Origin of the sequence: Halobacillus massiliensis (genome assembly GCF_900166625.1) — a bacterium.
Lineage (GTDB): Bacteria > Bacillota > Bacilli > Bacillales > Halobacillaceae > Halobacillus_A > Halobacillus_A massiliensis.
Genome location: NZ_LT800499.1, coordinates 4,098,410 through 4,117,828, shown reverse-complemented (window position 1 = coordinate 4,117,828; position 19,419 = coordinate 4,098,410). Strand labels below are relative to the sequence as shown.

The window sequence follows — 19,419 nt, the reverse complement described above, 5'->3', positions numbered from 1 at the left end:
CTCTATGAAATATGTCATTGGTATTGATCTTGGAACGAGTGCTGTAAAGCTGTTGCTTGTTAACCAGAATGGAGAAATTAAACACGAAGTTTCAAAATCCTATCCGCTCATTCAAGAACGAAATGGATATAGTGAACAGAATCCAGAAGAGTGGGTAGCACAGACTGCTGACGGATTGAAAGAGTTAGTGCGGGACTTTCGTGATGAAGCGATTGAAGGGATCAGCTTTTCCGGACAGATGCATGGACTAGTCCTTCTTGACGAAAGCAATGATGTCTTAAGGCCAGCAATCCTTTGGAATGATACGAGAACTACCAGTCAATGCCGTCGTATTTATGAAACGCTAGGTGAAGATAAGCTGCTTGAAATTACAAAAAACCCAGCATTGGAGGGCTTTACGCTGCCGAAGCTGCTTTGGGTTCAGGAAAATGAGCCTGAAATTTTAAAACAAGCAAAGACCTTTCTCCTGCCTAAAGATTATTTGCGTTACAGGCTGACCGGAGAGCTTCATATGGACTATTCAGATGCGGCTGGGACTTTACTGCTCGATGTTGGTAAAAAAGAGTGGAGCAAAGAAATTTGCGAAGCCTTTCATCTCCCCGTGTCGATCTGCCCGCCTCTCGTTCCTTCCTATGAAAAGGTGGGAAGCCTGATTGAGGCTGAAACGTTCGGACTTTCGCAGGCGCCCGGTGTTTTTGCCGGCGGAGCTGATAATGCTTGCGGAGCGATCGGATCGGGTATATTAGAAGAAGGAAAAACATTGTGCAGCATTGGTACCTCAGGTGTAGTGCTCGCTTATGAACAGGACAGCGATAAAGACTTTAATGGGAAAGTCCACTATTTCAACCATGCCGCCCCAGACGCCTTTTATGCGATGGGAGTTACGCTTGCTGCAGGATACAGCTTAAATTGGTTTAAAGAAGTTTTTGCGGAAAATGAGTCGTTTGATGAGCTCGTACATGATATTGCTTCTGTTCCTGCCGGTTCCAACGGCTTGCTGTTTACACCTTATATCGTTGGAGAACGCACACCTTATGCAGATGCAGCTATACGTGCAAGTTTTATTGGTATGGACAGTTCACATGAACGAAAACATTTTGTAAGAGCGGTTATGGAAGGAATCACATTTTCTCTCTATGAATCTATCAATATTTTAAGGGAAAGCGGAAAATCTATCGATACGATTGTTTCAACGGGCGGCGGCACGAAAAACAAGGATTGGCTGCAGATGCAGGCAGATGTTTTCGGAGTGGAAGTTGTTAAGCTCTCAAGTGAGCAGGGACCTGGAATGGGCGCTGCTATGCTGGCTGCCTATGGAAGCGGATGGTTCCATTCATTAGAGGATTGTGCAGATCAGTTCCTTAAAATAGGGGAAACAGTTAAACCCATTGAAGATAATGTGAAGAAATATCGCGAGTTATTCAGTATTTACCAGGAAATTTACCATCAAACCAAATCTCTAAACCGGCAACTCTCAGCATATCGTTAAAATTTTAAAGAAAAAGGCTGACCTTCTAACAGGCAGCCTTCTTTCTACATTAGAAAGGTGGAGAAAAATTGAAATATAATCAATTGGGTAAAACGAATATGGAAATAAGTGAACTCAGCTTTGGTACATGGGCGATCGGCGGGAGCTGGGGAAAAACAAAAGATGAGCAGGCTCTCGAAGCTTTGCGTTATGCGATGGACCAAGGTGTGAATTTCTTTGATACAGCGGATGTTTATGGAATGGGACATAGTGAGGAACTCCTTGCAGAGGCGACGAAAGGCAAAGAAAATGACATCTACATTGCGACTAAATTCTGTCGACAGGGAGATATTAACGACCCAGAAAACTATTCAAAGCAAACGGTAACAAGCTATGTAGAGAACAGTCTTAAACGATTAAACAGGGAACAAATTGATTTATATCAGATTCATTGTCCGCCTCTTGAAATTATGAAAGAAGGATCTGTATTTGAGGTGCTCGAGGAATTGAAAACTGAAGGGAAAATTAAACATTATGGCGTAAGTGTGGAGACCGTTGAAGAAGGATTATATGTGCTGGAAAATACTGAGGCCAGTGCCCTGCAGGTTATTTTTAATATTTTCCGTCAGAAGCCTCTCGAACAGCTGTTTCCAAGAGCAATTGAAAAACAAGCCGGAATCCTGGCACGCGTCCCGCTGGCAAGCGGCCTGCTGACTGGTAAGTTTAACAAAACCCATCAGTTTGAAGAAGACGATCACCGCCATTTTAATCGCAACGGAGAAGCCTTTAATGTAGGAGAGACGTTCGGCGGGCTTGAATTTGAAAAAGGTGTAGAGCTAAGCCGTAAATTAGAGTGGATTTCGGATAACCGAGAAAATATGACACGGGCTGCTTTAAAATGGATTCTGCAGCAGCAGGCAGTGACTAGTGTTATTCCTGGTTTCAAGAATATCAATCAGGTGAAAGATAACTTAGAAGCGTTACATGTTCCTGAATTTACAGACAGTGAGTTAGAAAAATTAAGAAATTTTTATGAGGGTGAAGTACATGAAAATATCCGAGGGGTTTACTAATCAGCAGACTGGCGTCGAAGTTGCGAATTATGAAGGTGAATGGAAACAGTACCACTTGAAAAATGACCAGGGAATGGAGGTTTCCGTCTTAAATTATGGAGGGATAATTACTCGTCTTCTCGTTCCTGACCGGGAAGGGAACCTCGAAAATGTAGTACTTGGTTATAGAAACTTAAGTGATTACAGTTCAGATTCTAACTATTTTGGCGCCCTCGTCGGTAGAGTGGCAGGGCGAATTGATAATGCTTCTTTTAGCCTGGATGGAAAAATTTATCAGCTTGAAGCAAACGACGGTGAAAATCACCTTCATGGTGGAAGGAACGGATTTCATCAGAAATTGTGGAAGGTAGACCCCTTTCAAGATTCAGACCGTGTTGGACTAGTGCTCAGCCAGACGTTTGACTCGGAGCAGGATGGTTATCCGGGGAATTTATCAGTAAAGGTTTCGTATTCACTGACAAATGAAAATCAATTTATTAAAGAGTATGAAGCGAAGAGTGATGAAACGACCCCTCTAACTATAACTAATCATTCTTATTTTAATTTAAGCGGGGGGTTAAAGCGTCCAGTAGGCGATCACTCTGTTACGATGAGAAGCCGTCAATTTGTTGAATTAGATCAGCAGTTAATTCCCACAGGAAAAATATTAGATGTAGAAAATTCAGTATTTGATTTTCGAAAGGGCCGGAGGCTGAAGGAAGGGTTCAGCTCTAAAAGCTCTCAAAACCTTATGGCCGGTGGAGGATATGACCACTACTTTATATTTCAGAATGATGGGAAGGAAGCTATCGTTGCAGCTGATGAAGGAAGTGGACGCCGGCTTACAATTAATACAGACCAGCCCGGCGTTGTTATGTATACAAGCAATCAGTTAAGCGATAACTTAGAATTGACCGAAGGAACGTCACAAAATCACCTGGGTGTCTGCTTTGAAACACAAGCATCTCCTGCCTCTCTGCACCACGACGGTTTTCCTTCTGTCCTGTTAAAAGCAGGCGAGCTTTATAAGAAGAAGACAGCCTTTAAATTTGATACGGTTTAACTTTTAACACATGCAATTCTGTATTTCTCTCTTAAGGAATTTTTGCGATAAGAAAAGCAGGTTCAGTCTGCCAGATTACAGAGAACCGGAACGGGGAAAAACTCTCATTCTATGGGGTGCGGTGAGCTTCCTTGGGCTTTTAGCTTTCCGGGATCTCACCCTTGTTCTGTGCTCCTATAAGGCTTCTTTTATTCTCAAAAGGTGCATCCTGTTCCGTTTGCCTGAATATGGAGAACCGGGCCTGGGGAAAGACTCTCTTTCCATGGGCGAACGCTGAGCTTCCCCTGTCCCTTTATGTTTATTGAAGTAAAGAAATATTGGAATAGTGAGGATAAATCCAAAAGAAATTTGAAGGAAATTGCCTTGTTCCGTTTACCGTGGTAAAGAGGATCGGGCCTGGGGAAACAACTCGCTTTCCATGGGTGAACGCTGAGCTTCCTCGGGCTTTGGCCCTCCGGGATCTCACCGGCTCCCCGCGGAAAGCGAGCGATTTCCCAGCCGCGTTTCTCCACACATGATAAACGGAACCGCCTTTTTCTTTTAAAATGAGATCAAGGAAAATGACAAGACTTCTACAAGTAGATAGTGCCATGGTGAGAACCGTGAGTGTAACGAGCGTCCTTTCCAAGCTTCATTTCTCTTGCTAACATGAGGTTAAGGTAAGAATCTCTCTTCTAATAAAAAGTATCAAACTTCTCCCATGTTTCCTCCAGCTGTTCCAGCCTCTCAGTTAACTCATCCTTCTTCGCCCGGCCCACATAATTAATCAAAGCATTAATTAAACTCAGGGGAGCTGTAAATGAATCGATAAACGACGGCATCTGTGTAGAAACCGTCAGCCCCGTATCGGCATAAGGCAGTAATGGAGAAAAGGAATTATCTGTAATCGCTATCGTCTGGATATTCTTTTCCTTTGCCAGTGAAAATATATCAATTGTTTTTTTCGAATAACGGGAAAAACTTAAGCCGATCACTACATCTTGAGCTGTCGTGTTTAAAAATTTTTCAGCGGCTTCATCTGTTGTGCTTATTAATTCTACATCTTCCAAAATAAGATGAAGATAATAGTGAAAAAATATGGCGAGAGACCGGGCGCTTCGATTGGCTACAATGTAAATTTTTCTGGCTTCCAGTATCATTTGCACAGATTTTTCAAATGAGGCCATATCCAGTTTTTCAAAAGAGGATTGAATGTTAGCAATATCATCCTGAAAGATCTCATAAACTCCTTTACGGTCTTCCATATGATAAATTTCATTGGACATTTTCATTCTTTCCTGTGCGGTTAATTGGTTTTGCATGGAGTTCTGCATATGCTGCTGGAGTTCATTATAGCCGGAGAGGCCGAGAGCTGTGGCGAATCGAAAGACCGTCGCATCACTGACACCACTTTGCTCAGCCATTTTTCCTACCGTGAAAAAGGGGGAGGTTGAACGGTTTTCTAAAATATAATTTGCGACCTTTAAGTGGGACTTGCTCATCGCTGATCTTTTTTCGGCAATCGATTGATAAATATCTTTCATGTCATAGCTCCTTAACTGACGGTCTTTTTTAATGCTTCCCTATGAGCGGCAACGGTTTTCTCTAAATCTTCGTCACTGTGCATAATAGACATAGAATAGCGATTCATCGGCTTAATATAAATTCCTTGATTCAGCAGTTCATAGTCAATTTTTTTCCGCAGGCTGCCATCCGATTTTTGCATATCTCGATAGTTTTTAATAGGCTGGCGGGTTAAAACAATATTAAAGATACTTCCCATTCCGAGCGTTTTCATAGGAACATCGAAACTTTCGTATAATTTTTCAAGCTCTTCGCGAAGGTTTTCTGTTTGATGAAATAAATCTTTCATAGTTTCTTCTTTTTCGAGAAGTTTAATCGCTGCAAGGCCAGCAGCAAGTATAGTAGGATGTCCATTATAAGTTCCGCTGTGAAACAGAGCGTCCTGTTTAGAGTTCTCTGACTTGCCAGCAGTTAAAATGTCCCTTCCCTGGGCTGGGGCGCTGACCATCATGATTTCCTCTTTTCCTCCAACAGCTCCAACGGGGAAACCGCCTCCGAGGACTTTTCCTAAAGCTGTGAGATCGGGTTTAATGCTATAAACTTCTTGAGCTCCCCCAAGTCCCAGTCTAAATCCCGCTTTTTACTTCATCAAAAATCAGAACAATTCCAAGTTCTTCAGTGATTTTTCTAAGTCCATCCATAAAGTCTTGCTCAGCAGGAATAAACCCTCCCTGTACTGGTTCCATAACAACAGCTGAGAGTTCGGCTGCATGTTTTCGAAGCAGAGACTTTGTGGCTGATAGATCATTGAAGGGAAGGATAACCGTGTTTTCTTTAATCTCATCGGGCATTCCCTTTGATTCATTTACGGGTGTCGGGGCCTCCGGGCGCCCAGCTCGTTCAAGCGGCGGGTTCACGCTTACTAGGACTTGATCATACCCGCCGTGATAGTGCCCTTCAAACTTGGCGATTTTATTTTTCCCCGTATAGGCATTTGCTGTTCGAATCGCCAGCAAGGTGGCTTCCAGACCCGAGTTTGTATACCTTACCATCTCAATCCCGGGATATAGATCAATCAGTTTACGTGCCATGTCAATTTCCAGCTTATGAGGTGTACCGAAAATGGTAGTACCTGCTTCGTGGAGCTGGTTTTGCACAGCTTCCAGGATGTCCGGGTGGCCATGGCCGGTAATTAAAGAACCATAGCACAGCAAGTAATCAATATATTCATTATGATCTACATCATATAGCTTGGCAGATTTTCTTGTTTTTTGACGATACATGAATACAACCCCCCCAAAAGGAATGATTATTTCATTTATGAAATATATATTTCACCATGTGGCTGTCATTAAACTATCTTTGAGAAAAAGCCCGACTATTTAGGGAAAATAAATAACGCATATGGGAACATATGTTCTTAAATTGAGTAGGATTATACAAAACAATATGGTACAATAATAATCAGATAATGTTCCTTTTAGGGTGGTCGGCTAACCCCATGATAGAAGGGGGTGATGCCTATTAGCATGTATGAAGTTCTAACAGTCATGTTGACGTTTGGAACCTTTTTGATTGCATTGCTCGCGTTGATCATAGAAATGATCAATAAAAAATAGACCTCCCTATTAACCTGACAATTGATCGGGAGAGGCCTATTTTTGATGAATAGCTGATCCCCTGGGGGAATCATTATCTAGAGACCGCAGTTGCAGCTGCGGTCTTCTTTATATTTTATGTCCTTCTACATAGTATAATACCATGCTTATTACTTTTTTACCACAATCGCTCCGGGGTAAACTCTTTTTCGTTTGAAGAAGATATTTCCTTACTTAACGACCATTACAGGGGCCTTAATATATTTCACCAGTTTGTGGCTTACACTGCCGAGCATAAGCGTTTGAATTTTATTGCGGCCCCGGCTCCCTGCAACGACACAATCATAGTTTCTCTCATTGGCGTAAGATATGATCGTTTCGGCAGGGTCTCCGTGCAATATAGTGATATCTGCCTGGATGCCTTCAGATTTAATTTCCTCGAGGATCGATAAAAACTTTTCTTTTCTCTTGATTGTTGCAGTATCCGAATTCCCATATTTTAATATATCGCTTTTAGACGTATCTCCATCCACAGAATATACACATTCAATTTTCACTTGATCTTTGTAAGGAGCCACCATTTTGATCGTTTGTTCAATAGCTCGCTTTGAATGATCTGAGCCGTCAGTGGCCAGTAATATATTTGTAAACATGCAAGTTCTCCTTTTTAAAAAGATTAGTGGCCTGCTTTAGAAACTCCACCGAGTTTGTTTAAGAGGCGGGAGCTTTCACCATTTAATCCCTTAAACCTTACTAGAATTCCTTGCTGCTCGAATTTGGCTTCCAGACTATCTAATGCTCCAATGGCCGAGTCATCCCACAAATGGGACTGTGTAAGGTCAATTTCAACTTCTTGGACTTGATCTTTGAAGTTGATAGAATCCAGAAAGTCTGTAACAGAGGCAAAAAATAATTGACCTTGTACATAATAAATTTTCTTTTTTCCTTCATTTACATACAGTGGAAGGACACGTACTTTAGATATTTTCACTGCAAAGAAAATCATGCTCAGCACAACGCCTGCCAGTACCCCATAGGCCAGGTTATGTGTATAAACAACTGTCGCAACCGTAACAATCATAACGGCAGCATCTGATTTAGGCACACGGTGAATGTTTCTTATTGAACTCCAGTCAAAGGTTCCGATCGATACCATAATCATAACACCAGCCAATGCTGCCATTGGAATTTGAACAACGACATTACCTAAAGCAATAATTAAGAACATAAGAAACACACCGGCAACGAGAGCAGATAAGCGCCCGCGTCCTCCAGATTTTACGTTAATCACCGATTGTCCTATCATGGCACAGCCGGCCATACCGCCGAAAAATCCTGCAACGATATTCGCCATTCCCTGTCCGCGGCTTTCCTGATTTTTATTACTTTCTGTATCTGTCATATCATCAACGATAGATGCTGTTAACAGTGATTCAAGTAGACCTACTATCGTAAGTGCCAGAGAGTAGGGCAAGATGATCATAAGTGTTTCTAAGTTTAACGGGATATTAGGAAGAGCAAATAGAGGAAGTGATTGAGTAAGTTCCCCCATATCTCCAACATTTCGAACGCCCGCGTTCATATAAATGGCTATAAATGAAACGGCAATAATCGCTACTAATGGCGAGGGTATTGTCTTATTGATCAATGGAAATAGATAAATGATAGCTAACGTAATTCCTACTAACACATAAATAATCCACGTTTCATCTACAAAGTGCTGCAGCTGGGAAGTGAAAATTAATATCGCCAGGGCATTTACGAAGCCGACCATAACAGACCTTGGAATGAATTTCATAAACCGGGCCAGCTTGAACACACCGAAAATAATTTGCAGGACACCCGTCAAAATGGTAGCCGCCAGCATATATTCTATTCCGTGTTCAGCTACAAGTGTGATCATAACCAGAGCCATGGCTCCAGTGGCAGCAGAAATCATGCCGGGACGTCCGCCGACAAAAGCAATTACTACAGCAATACAGAAGGAAGCATACAATCCTACCATAGGGTCCACACCCGCAATGATAGAGAAAGCAATGGCTTCAGGAATAAGCGCCAGAGCCACTACTATTCCGGCAAGAATATCTCCCCTCACATTACCAAACCATTGTTCTTTTAAGCTTGATGCGTACATATTCAACCTCTTTCTTACTTTGTTTTTTCGACTGCTGACTCTCACAGCAGCCGCTTTATAAGCGTTCACCTTTTTTTAATCGTTCAATGCAATCATGTAAATCATCTCTTTTAACACGCCAGTGGCTTCCGATCTTAAATGCTGGAATTGTACCCTTTTGTACTAATTTGTAAGTCGTCATTTCACTCAGCTGCAAATAATCGGCAACCTGTGAGACGGTCATAATTTCTCGAACCATTTATAATCCTCCATAAAACCTTATAAAAAAGGTGGTTTCTTTATAACCAAATATAATAGACTATAATAGGTTATAAGAGAATTGGAGAGATTGCAATGTTTTTTTTTGAATCCCTGATAAGCGTGTTTAAAGATAAACCTATAGGCGACAAACGAGGCAGCGCTTACAAAAAATAATTTTTTGGGTAGGTTTATAAATAAGGGTAAAAACACAAAATCCCTCAAGGAAAAGGATTCCTCGAGGGATTTTACAATGTCTTTTTATTTTGCCTGACCGTTGTTTTTAAGCAATACTTTTAATCCATTTCCCATATCAGAAGCAACGATGTAATTTCTATTTATATCTACTCCCCAGAAGTAGGCGTCTTTTGGCTGATACTGTCCAATTTGAACGGGATTTGATGGATTTGTAATATCTACAGCGAATAGTCCACCGGCATAGTGGGACAAATACAGAGTATTCCCGAGAACTTTAGGATCGTGCACTGTATTGGCAAACGTAACGCCGTCTTCCACATTATCTACTAAGTCTGTTTTGAAAACACTTAATTCTTTCAGGTTTGATGGATCTTTAATATCAAAGATTCTTGTGTACCCATAAGATTGTTCATAACCCTGTTTTGTTGGGTTGTATACTTCTCTTGTTTCAACCAGCACATTGCCTCCCTGAGCTAAAGCAGCTGAGTGGGCAGAGCCTTGGACATTAGGGGCATAATCTGTACGACCTTGATATTTCACATTATTAGGATCAGAAATATCGAGGATGATCGTTCCCAGGTCCCAGAAGGAAAGCAAAGCTATATCTCCGTTAGTGTCAGCCATGGCGCTGTGATTAAAAACAGGGCGTGTTTTTCCATCTGGAGACTTCCAGTTGTAGCCATCAAAGTCTTCGGAAACCTCAGGGAGCATTCGTGGATCAAACTCGTATATAGTTTCCGGTTGAGTCGGATCAGAAACGTCTACTAATGCAAAGTCTTTCTCTTTTCCGTGAGTGTAGTAGTCAGCGTAAGGGTTTGCAGATAAAACTAGCGGCTTGCCGTTTTGAATCGTTAAGTATAATTCATGAGTACCGGGGACGCGCTTATCCATTTCCCAGAATCCAAGCTTTTCAGGGTTTTGTGGATCACTTACGTCATAGAGGAGAAAGCCTCCTCTTGAGTCAGGGTTATTTCTATTAAGCTGCTGGACACTGACGACTGCTAACTCACCTTTAAATTCGGGAGTATTAACGGTTTTAACTATGACTTTCTCCTGCCATGTACCAGGAATATCATCCGCAAATTTAGCAACTTCCACGGGATTGGCAGGGTCTTTCATATCAAAGATGCGGACTCCGCCTTCTCCACCGGAAGCTGTATGTGTGCCCACATAAGCAAATCCTTTATATGTATAAACATCTGCCGTGTTATTTTGAACACCGTTATATTGTTTTAGTTGTACAGCGGCAGCTTCTCTCCAAGTGGAAAGGTTTTTAGAGCCTGAAATCTTCGGAATGTCATTTAAGCTGTCAGCTTCATTGGCCCCCTTGTCAATGCCTGTCCCATCAAGCATATCGTGGGCAAAAGCAGTTGGCGTGAAGAGCGAGAAGGCGAGGGCACCGGTAAGAGTTGTACGTAAGAGAAGTTTTTTATTCATTTTTTTCCTCCTGTTCAATTTGTTTCCATATAAAGATACCATACACAAATCGAAGTTTCGCTAATTTTCAGAAAAATGAACCTATATTCGTAATATTTCTGTAAAAATAATTATGTCACACGTCCTGTAAGCTTTAAGTGAATATGTCGATAGACCTAAATGAACCTTAAAAAAAGAATGAATTTAGTAATAAGGATAGTAAGGGAAATACGGGTAATATGGAGTCGAGTATGGATAGTGGCTCACAGTCGTCAATGCAGCTAATGGTACAACCACCTTTGTAAATCTTCGGGATCGCCAGCTTCCATTGCCATAAGGATAATATTTTCTTTCTTCTCCGCCAGCTTCATTTCCCTGCTTATCTACCGTGACATCCTCACCTCTCAGAAATGTAATTTCATCACCATTTATGTCGGTAATAATACCATCAAAGGAAGTCCCGTCTTCCATAGTTGCCGTCACGTGAAAAGATTTATATTTATTAATATCTTTGTGAGTTGGTTTTTTGGCTATGTTTGCCATACATATCACTCCTCATAACCAGGATATTCACCTGGAAATAAAGGGTGAGAATTAGCAGATGACTTACAATATCCACCATCTTCTAGTACACTTGAAAGAAAAGAAGATGAGGTGAAGGTATGGAAAAAAGAGATCCTATCGATTTAAGTAAGCGCATTCACTTAATTGACGGTTTTGACCTTGGAGTTCCGGGGAGAACAGGTACATACGTTATTGATGAACAGCAGCTTACACTGGTAGAAACAGGACCAAGCATGTCTGTTCCTCGAATTATTGAAGGATTGAATGATTTAAAATTAGATCCAAAAGATGTCCGCTATATTATTTTGACTCATATTCATCTGGACCATGCAGGCGGAGCCGGTTTACTGCTTAAGGAATGTCCAGAGGCAGAAGTGATTGTTCATCCTCGCGGTAAAAGGCATCTGGCCGATCCGTCACGACTAATTCAAGGAGCCCGGGCTGTATATGGTGATAACTTCGATAAGTTATTTGATCCAATTTTGCCAATTCCCGAAGAGAAGTTAATCGTTAAAGAAGATGGCAGTACGCTTCAAACCGGACCAGAGTGCACGCTTTCTTTCCTGGATACACCCGGCCATGCCAAACACCATATCGGTATATATGACCCTGTAAGCAAGGGAGTCTTTACAGGAGACACAGCAGGCATTCGTTACCACCAAATTGAAGGTATAACTTTCTATCTGCCTTCTACTTCTCCAAATCAATTTGATCCTGAAGCTATGAAGCAGTCGATTAACCGATTTAGAGAGCTGGATCTGGAGCGAGTGTACTTCGGGCATTTTGGAATGTCTGAAGAGCCAGAATCTGCTTTTGACCAAGTAGTTTCATGGATTCCTGAGTTTCTGGCTGCAGCAGAGGAAGCTGTAGAAAGGGATGAAGGAGTTAAGGGGATAAAAGAACGATTAAGGCAGAAGATTTATACTTACTTAAAAGGCTTCTCCATTCAAGAGGATCATCCGGTGTATGAAGTGATTGATCTGGACATCGAAGTATGTTCTATGGGACTTGCTGATTATTTTCAGAAGCAAAGAGGCTGAGTGATGATGCTGTTTTACAAATCTTATCCATTTATATTTAAAAAAATCTGTATGAAGATATAGAAAATGTAAAGCAAGTGAACGATGGGCTACTCGTTTATTTTTCCGGTGGGCACGAGAAGGAGATCTATAAAGAGTGGATGGAGAAGGAGGATTTCCAAGACTTTAAAGAAACGTTGAAGAGAACCTCTCTATAAAAATTTGCAGCGACAGGGTGATTAACTATGATAAAAACAGCACTTCTCAGTAAGTGGCATGTGCATGCTGTGGATTATGCTGAACAAGCGCAGAATCAGGAAAATCTTTCAATACATGTAATATGGGACGAAGATGAAGAGCGGGGAAGAAAGTGGGCACAGGAGCTCGGTGTTTCTTTCGACCCTGATTTAGAAAACGTATTAGGTGATCCGGAAATCGATGCAGTCATCGTCAACACGCCAACGAGCAGCCACAAAGACGTCATGGTAGCTGCTGCCAGGAATAAGAAGCATATTTTCACAGAAAAAGTATTAGCTTTAACGGTAGAAGAATGTAATGAAATTTTAGCGGAAGTTGAAGAAGCGGGTGTTCAACTGATGGTTTCTCTTCCAAGGCTTACGGAGGACTATTATTTATATGCCCAGCAGGCGCTGGACAAAGGATGGCTTGGGCAGCTTACAATGATTCGCTGCCGCACAGCCCATAATGGTGCGGTTTCTTCCGAGCAGCACCCGGACGGTTGGCTGCCTCCGCATTTCTTTGAAAAAGAACAGACAGGCGGCGGAGCTTTTATTGACCTGGGAGCTCATCCTATTTATCTAGCCAACCGATTAGCCGGCACACCACAAGCGGTGACAGCTAGAATGCAGCCGGTTTTTCATGAGGGAATTGATGACCAGGCGGTCGTAATTGTAGATTATGAGTCAGGGCCTCTTGGGATTCTTGAAACGAGTTTTGTTTCAGCAGGCAGTCCTTTTCAGCTGGAGCTTTATGGTACAGAAGGAAGCCTGCTCGTTGAGCAAAAAGAAGTCCGTGTGAAAAGTATTCATTTGAATAATAATGAATGGTTCAAGCCTGAGGATATGCCTGAACCCCTTCAAATGCCGCTGGTACAATGGGCATACGCCATTTCAAAAGAGGAAGAGCCGACAATAACAGTGGAAGATGCCTTAAATCTTACATTAGTAAACGAAGGAGCCATTATTTCCGAGAATGAAAGAAGAAGAGTGGATCTTCAGCCATTCAAAAACAGCCCGGCCAAATAAGGCGGGCTGTTTTATTTATGAGCAAAATTAGACTTAATGAGCTGTTCTGAAACATTTAGGGCTTCCGAATGATAAGGCGCATAATCTGTAACTTCTTTGTCCTGTGTTATCACAATCTTCTCTCCATAGTCTCCTCGCAAAAGAAAAACATCTTCGTTCATATAGCGGTTCATATTATGACCAAGTGCGCTGTCAGCCATCGCACCCTCTGGAAAACCGAACCAGTCAAGAAGAGTAGGGGCTGTATCGATCTGGCCCATTACGTCCTTTATAACCAGCGGATTTGGGAGGTCGCGGCTGGAAACAATTAATGGAACAGGAACATAATCTGTCCGCCACTCATCATCTGAGATCGACGTGCCTTTCCATGTCTCCACTTCCTGCTTCGATTCTCTAAATACACCATTATGATCTCCATAAATAGCGACTACTGTGTCCTTCAGCAAACCATTTTCTTCAATTTTTTTCATAAACTCCCCTAAATAATGATCTGTGTAATGGATGCTTTCGAAATAACGGCCGAGATGGGTATCACTAATTTCCCCAACATCCAGTAACTTTTCTTCTTTAGGAAGCACAAATGGAGTATGCGATGTCAGTGTAATCAGGCTGGCCGCAAAGGGTTTCTTCATTTTAAGTAAGTGATCAGCAGTCTGTTCAAAAAATGCTTGATCGCTAAGCCCCATTCCAATTGAATTTTCCTCTATGCTCGTGTAATCGGTAATATCATAATACCGATCGAATCCCATCGAAGGATAAACCGAATTCCGATTCCAAAATGACCCTTCATCCCCGTGAAAAGCGGCAGCTGTATAGTTTTTTTCTTTGAAAAGTTTAGCAAGAGATGGATATTCAGCAGCTGGGTAGCGAAAGAATGTACTGCCTTCTTTTAAAGGATAGAGGCTGTTCAAAACGAGCAGCTCAGCATCCGAACTGTTCCCTTCGGCTGTCTGCGGGTAATAATTCGAAAAAGACAGGCCGGCTGAAACGAGCTTATTTAAATTCGGGGTAATCTCTTTTCCATTCACCTTTTCGCCTATAACGAACTGCTGCAGGGATTCAAACTGGATCAGCAACAGGTTCTTTCCTTCAAAAATCCCCGGCATAAGCAGCGGATCTTCCCGGGGTACTGCATAATCTTCACTTGATAACATTTCATTAATATTATCTTTTTCGGCGGCCGAGAGCTCTAAAATCTGCTGAGAGGTGAAAAATTCAACCCAGTCGATCGCCTGGTGGCCGATTAAGCCATAATTCGCTAAATAGGAGTCAGCTGTGTACTTTTTTAAGAGCAGGTGGCCATTCCCGCTTATCTGCATGGAAATTGGTTTTAATGAAAACAACAAAAGGGCCATGACAATTACGGCGGTAAAAGGTTTATAACTGCGCTTCATCGGTTCGGCTGACCTATCGTACAGCAGAATTAAAGCTAAAACAATGACATCGAGAAAAAACAGAACATGCCACCACGTCATCTGCCCGAAAATACTCTCTGACATACCGGAAAGATTAGAACTTTGTAAAGCAACATAGGAAGAAAACGGAGCCTGAAAATAATCCATATATAAATAAGACGACCAGCAATAAAAGCTGATGATCAGCGAAATAACGGCACCATACCAGAAATAGTATTTTTGAAACAGGAACATTAGACTGAAGGCAATCAGCGAAAAGCTAAGTGAAATTAGAAGTGCTCCTTTTGAAATTTCAGAGAGCAGATGATGGCTGACAAAGGCAAGCTTTATAAAAGCTGCAGCTGAAAAAATAGCAAACCAAATGAGTCTTTTCATCGATACACGTCCTTTCTAAGTGGTTCTAGTATGGGGAAAGTTATGGAAAAACATTCATTAATTTGTGCCTATTTCCTTATTAAAAAGAATACAAGCCCAAAGGTTTGATAAAATGGATAGAGACGGATCAAAATGATTCTCACACGTGAAAAAATAAACTATAATTAGTATGTGAAATAATTCACTAATGATATTAAAGTGAGGAGCTGCACTATATGAAGCACCTTAGGAAAATAGCCTTCTCACAGCGCTCTGCTGTGACTGTACTCACCGTTGCAGCCATTCTTATGGGCGCTGCAATCATCGCACAGGCTTATTACTTTGTTGCAGTAATCGAGGGTGTTTTTTTAGATAATCAATCATTTTCAAATGTACTACCGTTTTTGGGCGGCTTGTCAGCTGTTCTTGCTTTACGTGCTGTCCTTATGTATAGCTCAGGGCGGACAGGTGTGAAGCTTGCATCCAAGGCTAAAAACATGTTCAGAAAATCCCTGTTAAATAAATATGCCAAAAATACAGTGCAAGCTTCGATGAAGGGACAGTCTGGTCGTAAAATCAGTGTGCTGATGGATGCTGCAGATGATGTCGACAGCTATTTCAGCAGCTATATCCCGCAAATGATCCAGACGTCAATCGTTCCTCTGATCATCTTAATTGCAGTATTTACCCAGAATCTAACTTCAGGTCTGCTCATGCTTATCACGGCACCCTTAATTCCTTTTTTTATGGCGCTGATCGGGATAATGACGAAGAAAAAATCTGAGGAACAGCTTGAGAAAATGGCTGCCTTTTCCGGAAGGTTTCTTGATACGCTTCAGGGATTGACCACTCTTAAGCTGTTTAACCGGGCTCGTAAGCAGAGACAGCTCATTGAAGAGAGCAGTCTCGGGTTTCGGGACGCTACGATGGAAGTGCTAAAGGTCGCCTTTGTGTCTTCCTTAATGCTTGAGTTCATTTCGATGCTGAGTATCGGCTTAATTGCTATGGAAATTGCCATCCGGCTTGTCGTCTATGAAAATATTTCGTTCTTCTCCGCCTTCTTTATTTTGATTTTAGCTCCTGAATTTTATCAAGTATTAAAAGATGCTGGAACAGCTTTTCATACAGGACGGGGGAGTATGGTAGCAGCACAGAAGATAAATGAAGAGCTGGAAAATGAGGCTCAGACCGTGGAGTGGGGCAGTCATCCGCTTCGAAATGACCAGCCTCCTTCTATTGAGTTGGAAGACGTAAGCTTTTCCTATAAGAAGGAAGGGTTTGCTTTACAGTCATTACATGCTCAGATACCGTCATACAGCCAAGTTGCTGTCGTCGGGCGTACAGGTTCAGGGAAAACAACGTTGCTCCATCTGCTGGCTGGACTGTCTCCGCTTAAATGCGGAGAGATCCGAGTGAATGGCCAGCCGCTCTCTTCCTACAGGGAACAGGACTGGTTTGGCCAGCTCAGCTATATTTCCCAGCACCCTTATTTATTTTCCGGGACCATCGCAGATAATATAGCGATCGGCTCAAGTGGCGTGACAAGGGAGCAAGTGGAGGAAGCGGCAGAGAAAGCAGGGATTTCTTCTATGATCGAGTCACTGGAAAAGGGGTATGACACACCAATTGGCGAAGCAGGAAGAGGGCTTTCCGGCGGGGAAAAACAGCGGGTGGCGCTGGCGCGTGCTTTCTTAAAACGTCCTTCTGTCATCTTATTTGATGAACCGACGACAGGGCTCGACTTATATACGGAAAAAATTCTGCAGCAGTCTATGAAAGAGCTCGGTCAATCATCGACAGTCATTACCGTTGCCCACCGTCTGCATACGATTCAGCAGGCTGATCAAATTTTGTTTTTACGAAATGGAACACTAGCTGGCAGTGGTACACATGATGAATTGATCGTCCAAGTACCCGAATACCGGCAGATGGTTTCTGTTCAACAGGGAGGGGAGGCGAGATGAAGGAATTAAGAGAAGTAGTTAGGCTCGTCGTCTTAGAGAAAAAAGATATCTTTCTTTCCATCCTATTTGGATTTTTAGCAGGAATTTCGGCTGTCGGGTTATTTGCATCGAGCGGTTATTTAATTTCCCGTGCAGCTTTTGCACCGCCGCTTTATGCATTGACCGTCGTGATCGCTACATTGAAGATGTTTGGATTTATCCGGGCGGCCAGCCGTTACGCTGAACGATATTTTTCTCATCGGGCTACCTTTACAATCTTAAGTAATCTGCGCGTGTCTTTTTATGAAAAACTAGAGCCTTTGGCTCCTGGAATACTGCAAAAGTACCGAAGCGGTGATCTGCTTTCACGTATTGTCGGGGACGTAGAAAGCCTGCAAAACTTTTTCTTAAGAGTTTTCTATCCTCCCATTGTTCTTGCTGCTGTTTTCTTAAGCACCATCTTTTTTACTGTCTTTTATTCAGTGGCGATTGCAATTGTGCTGTTGGCGGGTTTGCTGCTCACCGGCTTTGTAGTTCCGGCACTCTTTGCTTTAAGGCAGAAGCGCCTTAACTCCCGGGTTAGGGAAAGCAGGGGAAATCTTTCAACCGAGGCAGCCGAGCTTTTGTATGGTTATCGTGATTTGAAAATCTATCAAAAGCTTGAACAGAAAGAAGAAAATTTGATCAGGACGGCGAAAGAATATGTCGATGAACAAGAGCGTGAGGGTCTCCATTCCGTCCTAAGCCACTCGGCGAATACGATGGTATCACTCACTGTCTCCTGGGTAGTGCTCGGTTTGGGTGCATGGCTTGTTGCAGAAGGAAATCTAAACGGAATATTTTTGGCGATGCTAGTTATGGTTTCTTTAACAGTATTTGAAAATGCAACGCCCATGGCTGTTTTTCCTATCCATTATGAGGACAGCCGCCGGGCGTCCAGCCGTTTGTTCTCAGTAGTTAAAGAGCAGCCTGAACCAGAAGCAGCAGCTCCCGTTCGACTGGAAGCGGGAAAAGCACCAGCTATCACTTTTAAAAATGTCTCCCTGTTATTTCCCGGTGAGACGAGAAGCGCCCTTAAAAACGTTCATTTATACATTCCCAAAGGTGCAAAAACGGCGATTGTCGGGGCGAGTGGTTCAGGTAAATCCACCCTCCTGCAAGCCTTACTAAAAGTTCAGTCTATCGAAAATGGAGAAATTTTTATAAATGATACTTCGCTTCAGGCTGTGGATAGGGAAGATCTTTGGAGCCGAGCAAATGTCGTTCTTCAGGAAAATCACTTTTTCTACGGCAGCATCAAAGATAATTTAGAGATCGCCGCGGAAGGGCTGACAGATTCTGATTTAAGGGAAGCCTTAACGAAAGTAAGGTTGGAGCACTTCTCACTGGATGATGAAGTTCTTGAGCGCGGAGAAAACCTTTCAGGAGGAGAAAAGCAGCGGTTAGCTATTGCACGTGCCCTCTTAAAGGGAGAACGTCTATGGATTTTAGATGAGCCGACTTCATCTGTTGATGCTTTAACAGAAAGCGGACTTTATGAGGAGATCTTCAATCAGGCAGCTGAAGATACAGTCTTGCTTGTCAGCCACCGGCTGGCTGGTCTGGAGAACATGGACCAGATTATTGTTGTAGACAAAGGCGAGATCGTTGAACACGGAACTTTTGCAGAACTGATGGGTGCACGAGGCTATTTTTATCAGATGAAAGAAATCGAGAAAAGTGTATTTTTATAAAAGTGAACACTGTTCCGTTTGCTTTTATTAGAGTAACGGGCCTGGGGAAAGACTCGCTTTCCATGGGCGAACGGTGAGCTTCCTCAGGCTAAAGCCTTCCGGGATCTCACCTTGTTCTTCTCTCCCATAGGAGTCTCGCCGTTTCCCCCGGCCCTTTGCGTTTATTAGGAGTAACGGAACACAGAGTAAGAAAAGATTATTTTCTTTAATAGCAGTTACTGAAACTACAGCATTCCGTTTATATTACTAATGATAAAGAGGCTGGGAAATGGCGAGACTCCTGCAGGGAGAAGAGCCAAGGTGAGATCCGCGAGTGTAACGAGCTAGCTCAACGGCTCCCCGCGGAAAGCGAGTTATTTCCCAGCCGCTTTATTCCACACATGATAATCGGAATAGTTCTTTCTCTATTCAACTAAAAGGAAGAGCCAGGATCAGATCTGCGAGTGCAGTGAGCTAG

The 19,419-nt window shown here is 42.5% G+C and carries 17 protein-coding genes; 8 read left to right on the top strand and 9 right to left on the bottom strand.

What is annotated here, in order from left to right; genetic code table 11:
- The first annotated feature begins 4 nt into the window (after positions 1–4).
- From xylB to B7E06_RS20380, 3 genes are all read left to right on the top strand, one after another.
- The gene (xylB, locus tag B7E06_RS20390; protein ID WP_082235707.1) at positions 5–1,489 is read left to right on the top strand and encodes a xylulokinase; all 1,485 of its coding nucleotides are present in this window, start codon (positions 5–7) and stop codon (positions 1,487–1,489) included.
- 68 nt (positions 1,490–1,557) lie between these two features.
- Positions 1,558–2,541, top strand: a complete 984-nt coding sequence (locus B7E06_RS20385; protein ID WP_082235706.1) for an aldo/keto reductase — start codon at positions 1,558–1,560, stop codon at positions 2,539–2,541.
- On the top strand, positions 2,516–3,583 hold the full coding sequence (locus B7E06_RS20380; protein WP_082235705.1) for an aldose epimerase family protein: 1,068 nt from the start codon (positions 2,516–2,518) through the stop codon (positions 3,581–3,583). Before B7E06_RS20385 ends, B7E06_RS20380 begins: the two co-directional genes overlap by 26 nt.
- 674 nt (positions 3,584–4,257) lie before the next feature.
- On the opposite strand, the gene B7E06_RS20370 is transcribed toward B7E06_RS20380, so the two are convergent.
- The 3 genes from B7E06_RS20370 to B7E06_RS22355 are packed head-to-tail and all read right to left on the bottom strand — an operon-like array spanning position 4,258 to position 6,369.
- Positions 4,258–5,106: a MurR/RpiR family transcriptional regulator gene (locus B7E06_RS20370; RefSeq protein WP_082235703.1), complete on the bottom strand. Its 849-nt coding sequence runs from the start codon at positions 5,104–5,106 to the stop codon at positions 4,258–4,260.
- An 11-nt stretch (positions 5,107–5,117) separates the two neighbouring features.
- A complete protein-coding gene (locus tag B7E06_RS22360) occupies positions 5,118–5,678 on the bottom strand; it encodes an aminotransferase class III-fold pyridoxal phosphate-dependent enzyme (protein WP_342743657.1) in 561 nt (186 codons plus the stop codon).
- Between the two features lie 34 nt (positions 5,679–5,712).
- Positions 5,713–6,369 carry an aminotransferase class III-fold pyridoxal phosphate-dependent enzyme gene (locus B7E06_RS22355; protein ID WP_342743651.1) on the bottom strand — a complete coding sequence of 219 codons (657 nt, stop codon included), beginning with the start codon at positions 6,367–6,369 and terminating at the stop codon, positions 5,713–5,715.
- A 234-nt stretch (positions 6,370–6,603) separates the two neighbouring features.
- Between B7E06_RS22355 and B7E06_RS20360 the strand changes: the two genes are divergently transcribed.
- The gene (locus B7E06_RS20360; RefSeq protein WP_082235702.1) at positions 6,604–6,705 is read left to right on the top strand and encodes a putative holin-like toxin; all 102 of its coding nucleotides are present in this window, start codon (positions 6,604–6,606) and stop codon (positions 6,703–6,705) included.
- Positions 6,706–6,914: 209 nt separating this feature from the next.
- Here the strand turns inward: B7E06_RS20360 and B7E06_RS20355 are convergent, their stop codons facing one another.
- From B7E06_RS20355 to B7E06_RS20335, 5 genes are all read right to left on the bottom strand, one after another.
- The gene (locus B7E06_RS20355; protein ID WP_082235701.1) at positions 6,915–7,337 is read right to left on the bottom strand and encodes a universal stress protein; all 423 of its coding nucleotides are present in this window, start codon (positions 7,335–7,337) and stop codon (positions 6,915–6,917) included.
- Between the two features lie 23 nt (positions 7,338–7,360).
- Entirely contained in the window at positions 7,361–8,818 is a 1,458-nt protein-coding gene (locus B7E06_RS20350) for a SulP family inorganic anion transporter (RefSeq protein WP_082235700.1), read from the bottom strand.
- Between the two features lie 55 nt (positions 8,819–8,873).
- The gene (locus tag B7E06_RS20345) at positions 8,874–9,056 is read right to left on the bottom strand and encodes a helix-turn-helix domain-containing protein (protein ID WP_082235699.1); all 183 of its coding nucleotides are present in this window, start codon (positions 9,054–9,056) and stop codon (positions 8,874–8,876) included.
- A gap of 260 nt (positions 9,057–9,316) precedes the next feature.
- Entirely contained in the window at positions 9,317–10,690 is a 1,374-nt protein-coding gene (locus B7E06_RS20340) for an LVIVD repeat-containing protein (RefSeq protein WP_082235698.1), read from the bottom strand.
- A 183-nt stretch (positions 10,691–10,873) separates the two neighbouring features.
- Positions 10,874–11,212 carry a hypothetical protein gene (locus B7E06_RS20335; RefSeq protein WP_082235697.1) on the bottom strand — a complete coding sequence of 113 codons (339 nt, stop codon included), beginning with the start codon at positions 11,210–11,212 and terminating at the stop codon, positions 10,874–10,876.
- A gap of 119 nt (positions 11,213–11,331) precedes the next feature.
- Between B7E06_RS20335 and B7E06_RS20330 the strand changes: the two genes are divergently transcribed.
- Together B7E06_RS20330 and B7E06_RS20325 are read left to right on the top strand one after the other, a co-directional pair.
- Positions 11,332–12,273, top strand: coding sequence for an MBL fold metallo-hydrolase (locus B7E06_RS20330; RefSeq protein ID WP_082235696.1), 942 nt, complete (start codon positions 11,332–11,334; stop codon positions 12,271–12,273).
- A gap of 224 nt (positions 12,274–12,497) precedes the next feature.
- A complete protein-coding gene (locus B7E06_RS20325; RefSeq protein WP_082235695.1) occupies positions 12,498–13,517 on the top strand; it encodes a Gfo/Idh/MocA family protein in 1,020 nt (339 codons plus the stop codon).
- An 11-nt stretch (positions 13,518–13,528) separates the two neighbouring features.
- Here B7E06_RS20325 and B7E06_RS20320 read toward each other — a convergent pair whose 3' ends face one another.
- Positions 13,529–15,307, bottom strand: coding sequence for an LTA synthase family protein (locus tag B7E06_RS20320; RefSeq protein ID WP_082235694.1), 1,779 nt, complete (start codon positions 15,305–15,307; stop codon positions 13,529–13,531).
- A 215-nt stretch (positions 15,308–15,522) separates the two neighbouring features.
- Here B7E06_RS20320 and cydD point away from each other — a divergent pair, with 215 nt between their 5' ends.
- Positions 15,523–17,250, top strand: a complete 1,728-nt coding sequence (cydD, locus tag B7E06_RS20315; RefSeq protein ID WP_082235693.1) for a thiol reductant ABC exporter subunit CydD — start codon at positions 15,523–15,525, stop codon at positions 17,248–17,250.
- Positions 17,247–18,962 carry a thiol reductant ABC exporter subunit CydC gene (cydC, locus tag B7E06_RS20310; RefSeq protein ID WP_082235692.1) on the top strand — a complete coding sequence of 572 codons (1,716 nt, stop codon included), beginning with the start codon at positions 17,247–17,249 and terminating at the stop codon, positions 18,960–18,962. The genes cydD and cydC overlap by 4 nt, the downstream gene beginning before the upstream one ends.
- Positions 18,963–19,419: the final 457 nt, after the last annotated feature.

Excerpts from the sequence above, each read along its gene's own strand:
- B7E06_RS20380 (WP_082235705.1), top strand. The coding sequence starts at position 2,516 with ATGAAAATATCCGAGGGGTTTACTAATCAGCAGACTGGCGTCGAAGTT.
- B7E06_RS20350 (WP_082235700.1), bottom strand. The coding sequence starts at position 8,818 with ATGTACGCATCAAGCTTAAAAGAACAATGGTTTGGTAATGTGAGGGGA.
- B7E06_RS20355 (WP_082235701.1), bottom strand. The coding sequence starts at position 7,337 with ATGTTTACAAATATATTACTGGCCACTGACGGCTCAGATCATTCAAAG.
- B7E06_RS20335 (WP_082235697.1), bottom strand. The coding sequence starts at position 11,212 with ATGGCAAACATAGCCAAAAAACCAACTCACAAAGATATTAATAAATAT.
- B7E06_RS20360 (WP_082235702.1), top strand. The coding sequence starts at position 6,604 with ATGCCTATTAGCATGTATGAAGTTCTAACAGTCATGTTGACGTTTGGA.
- cydD (WP_082235693.1), top strand. The coding sequence starts at position 15,523 with ATGAAGCACCTTAGGAAAATAGCCTTCTCACAGCGCTCTGCTGTGACT.
- B7E06_RS20330 (WP_082235696.1), top strand. The coding sequence starts at position 11,332 with ATGGAAAAAAGAGATCCTATCGATTTAAGTAAGCGCATTCACTTAATT.
- B7E06_RS20325 (WP_082235695.1), top strand. The coding sequence starts at position 12,498 with ATGATAAAAACAGCACTTCTCAGTAAGTGGCATGTGCATGCTGTGGAT.
- B7E06_RS22355 (WP_342743651.1), bottom strand. The coding sequence starts at position 6,369 with ATGTATCGTCAAAAAACAAGAAAATCTGCCAAGCTATATGATGTAGAT.
- cydC (WP_082235692.1), top strand. The coding sequence starts at position 17,247 with ATGAAGGAATTAAGAGAAGTAGTTAGGCTCGTCGTCTTAGAGAAAAAA.
- B7E06_RS20345 (WP_082235699.1), bottom strand. The coding sequence starts at position 9,056 with ATGGTTCGAGAAATTATGACCGTCTCACAGGTTGCCGATTATTTGCAG.
- B7E06_RS20370 (WP_082235703.1), bottom strand. The coding sequence starts at position 5,106 with ATGAAAGATATTTATCAATCGATTGCCGAAAAAAGATCAGCGATGAGC.
- B7E06_RS20320 (WP_082235694.1), bottom strand. The coding sequence starts at position 15,307 with ATGAAAAGACTCATTTGGTTTGCTATTTTTTCAGCTGCAGCTTTTATA.
- B7E06_RS20340 (WP_082235698.1), bottom strand. The coding sequence starts at position 10,690 with ATGAATAAAAAACTTCTCTTACGTACAACTCTTACCGGTGCCCTCGCC.
- xylB (WP_082235707.1), top strand. The coding sequence starts at position 5 with ATGAAATATGTCATTGGTATTGATCTTGGAACGAGTGCTGTAAAGCTG.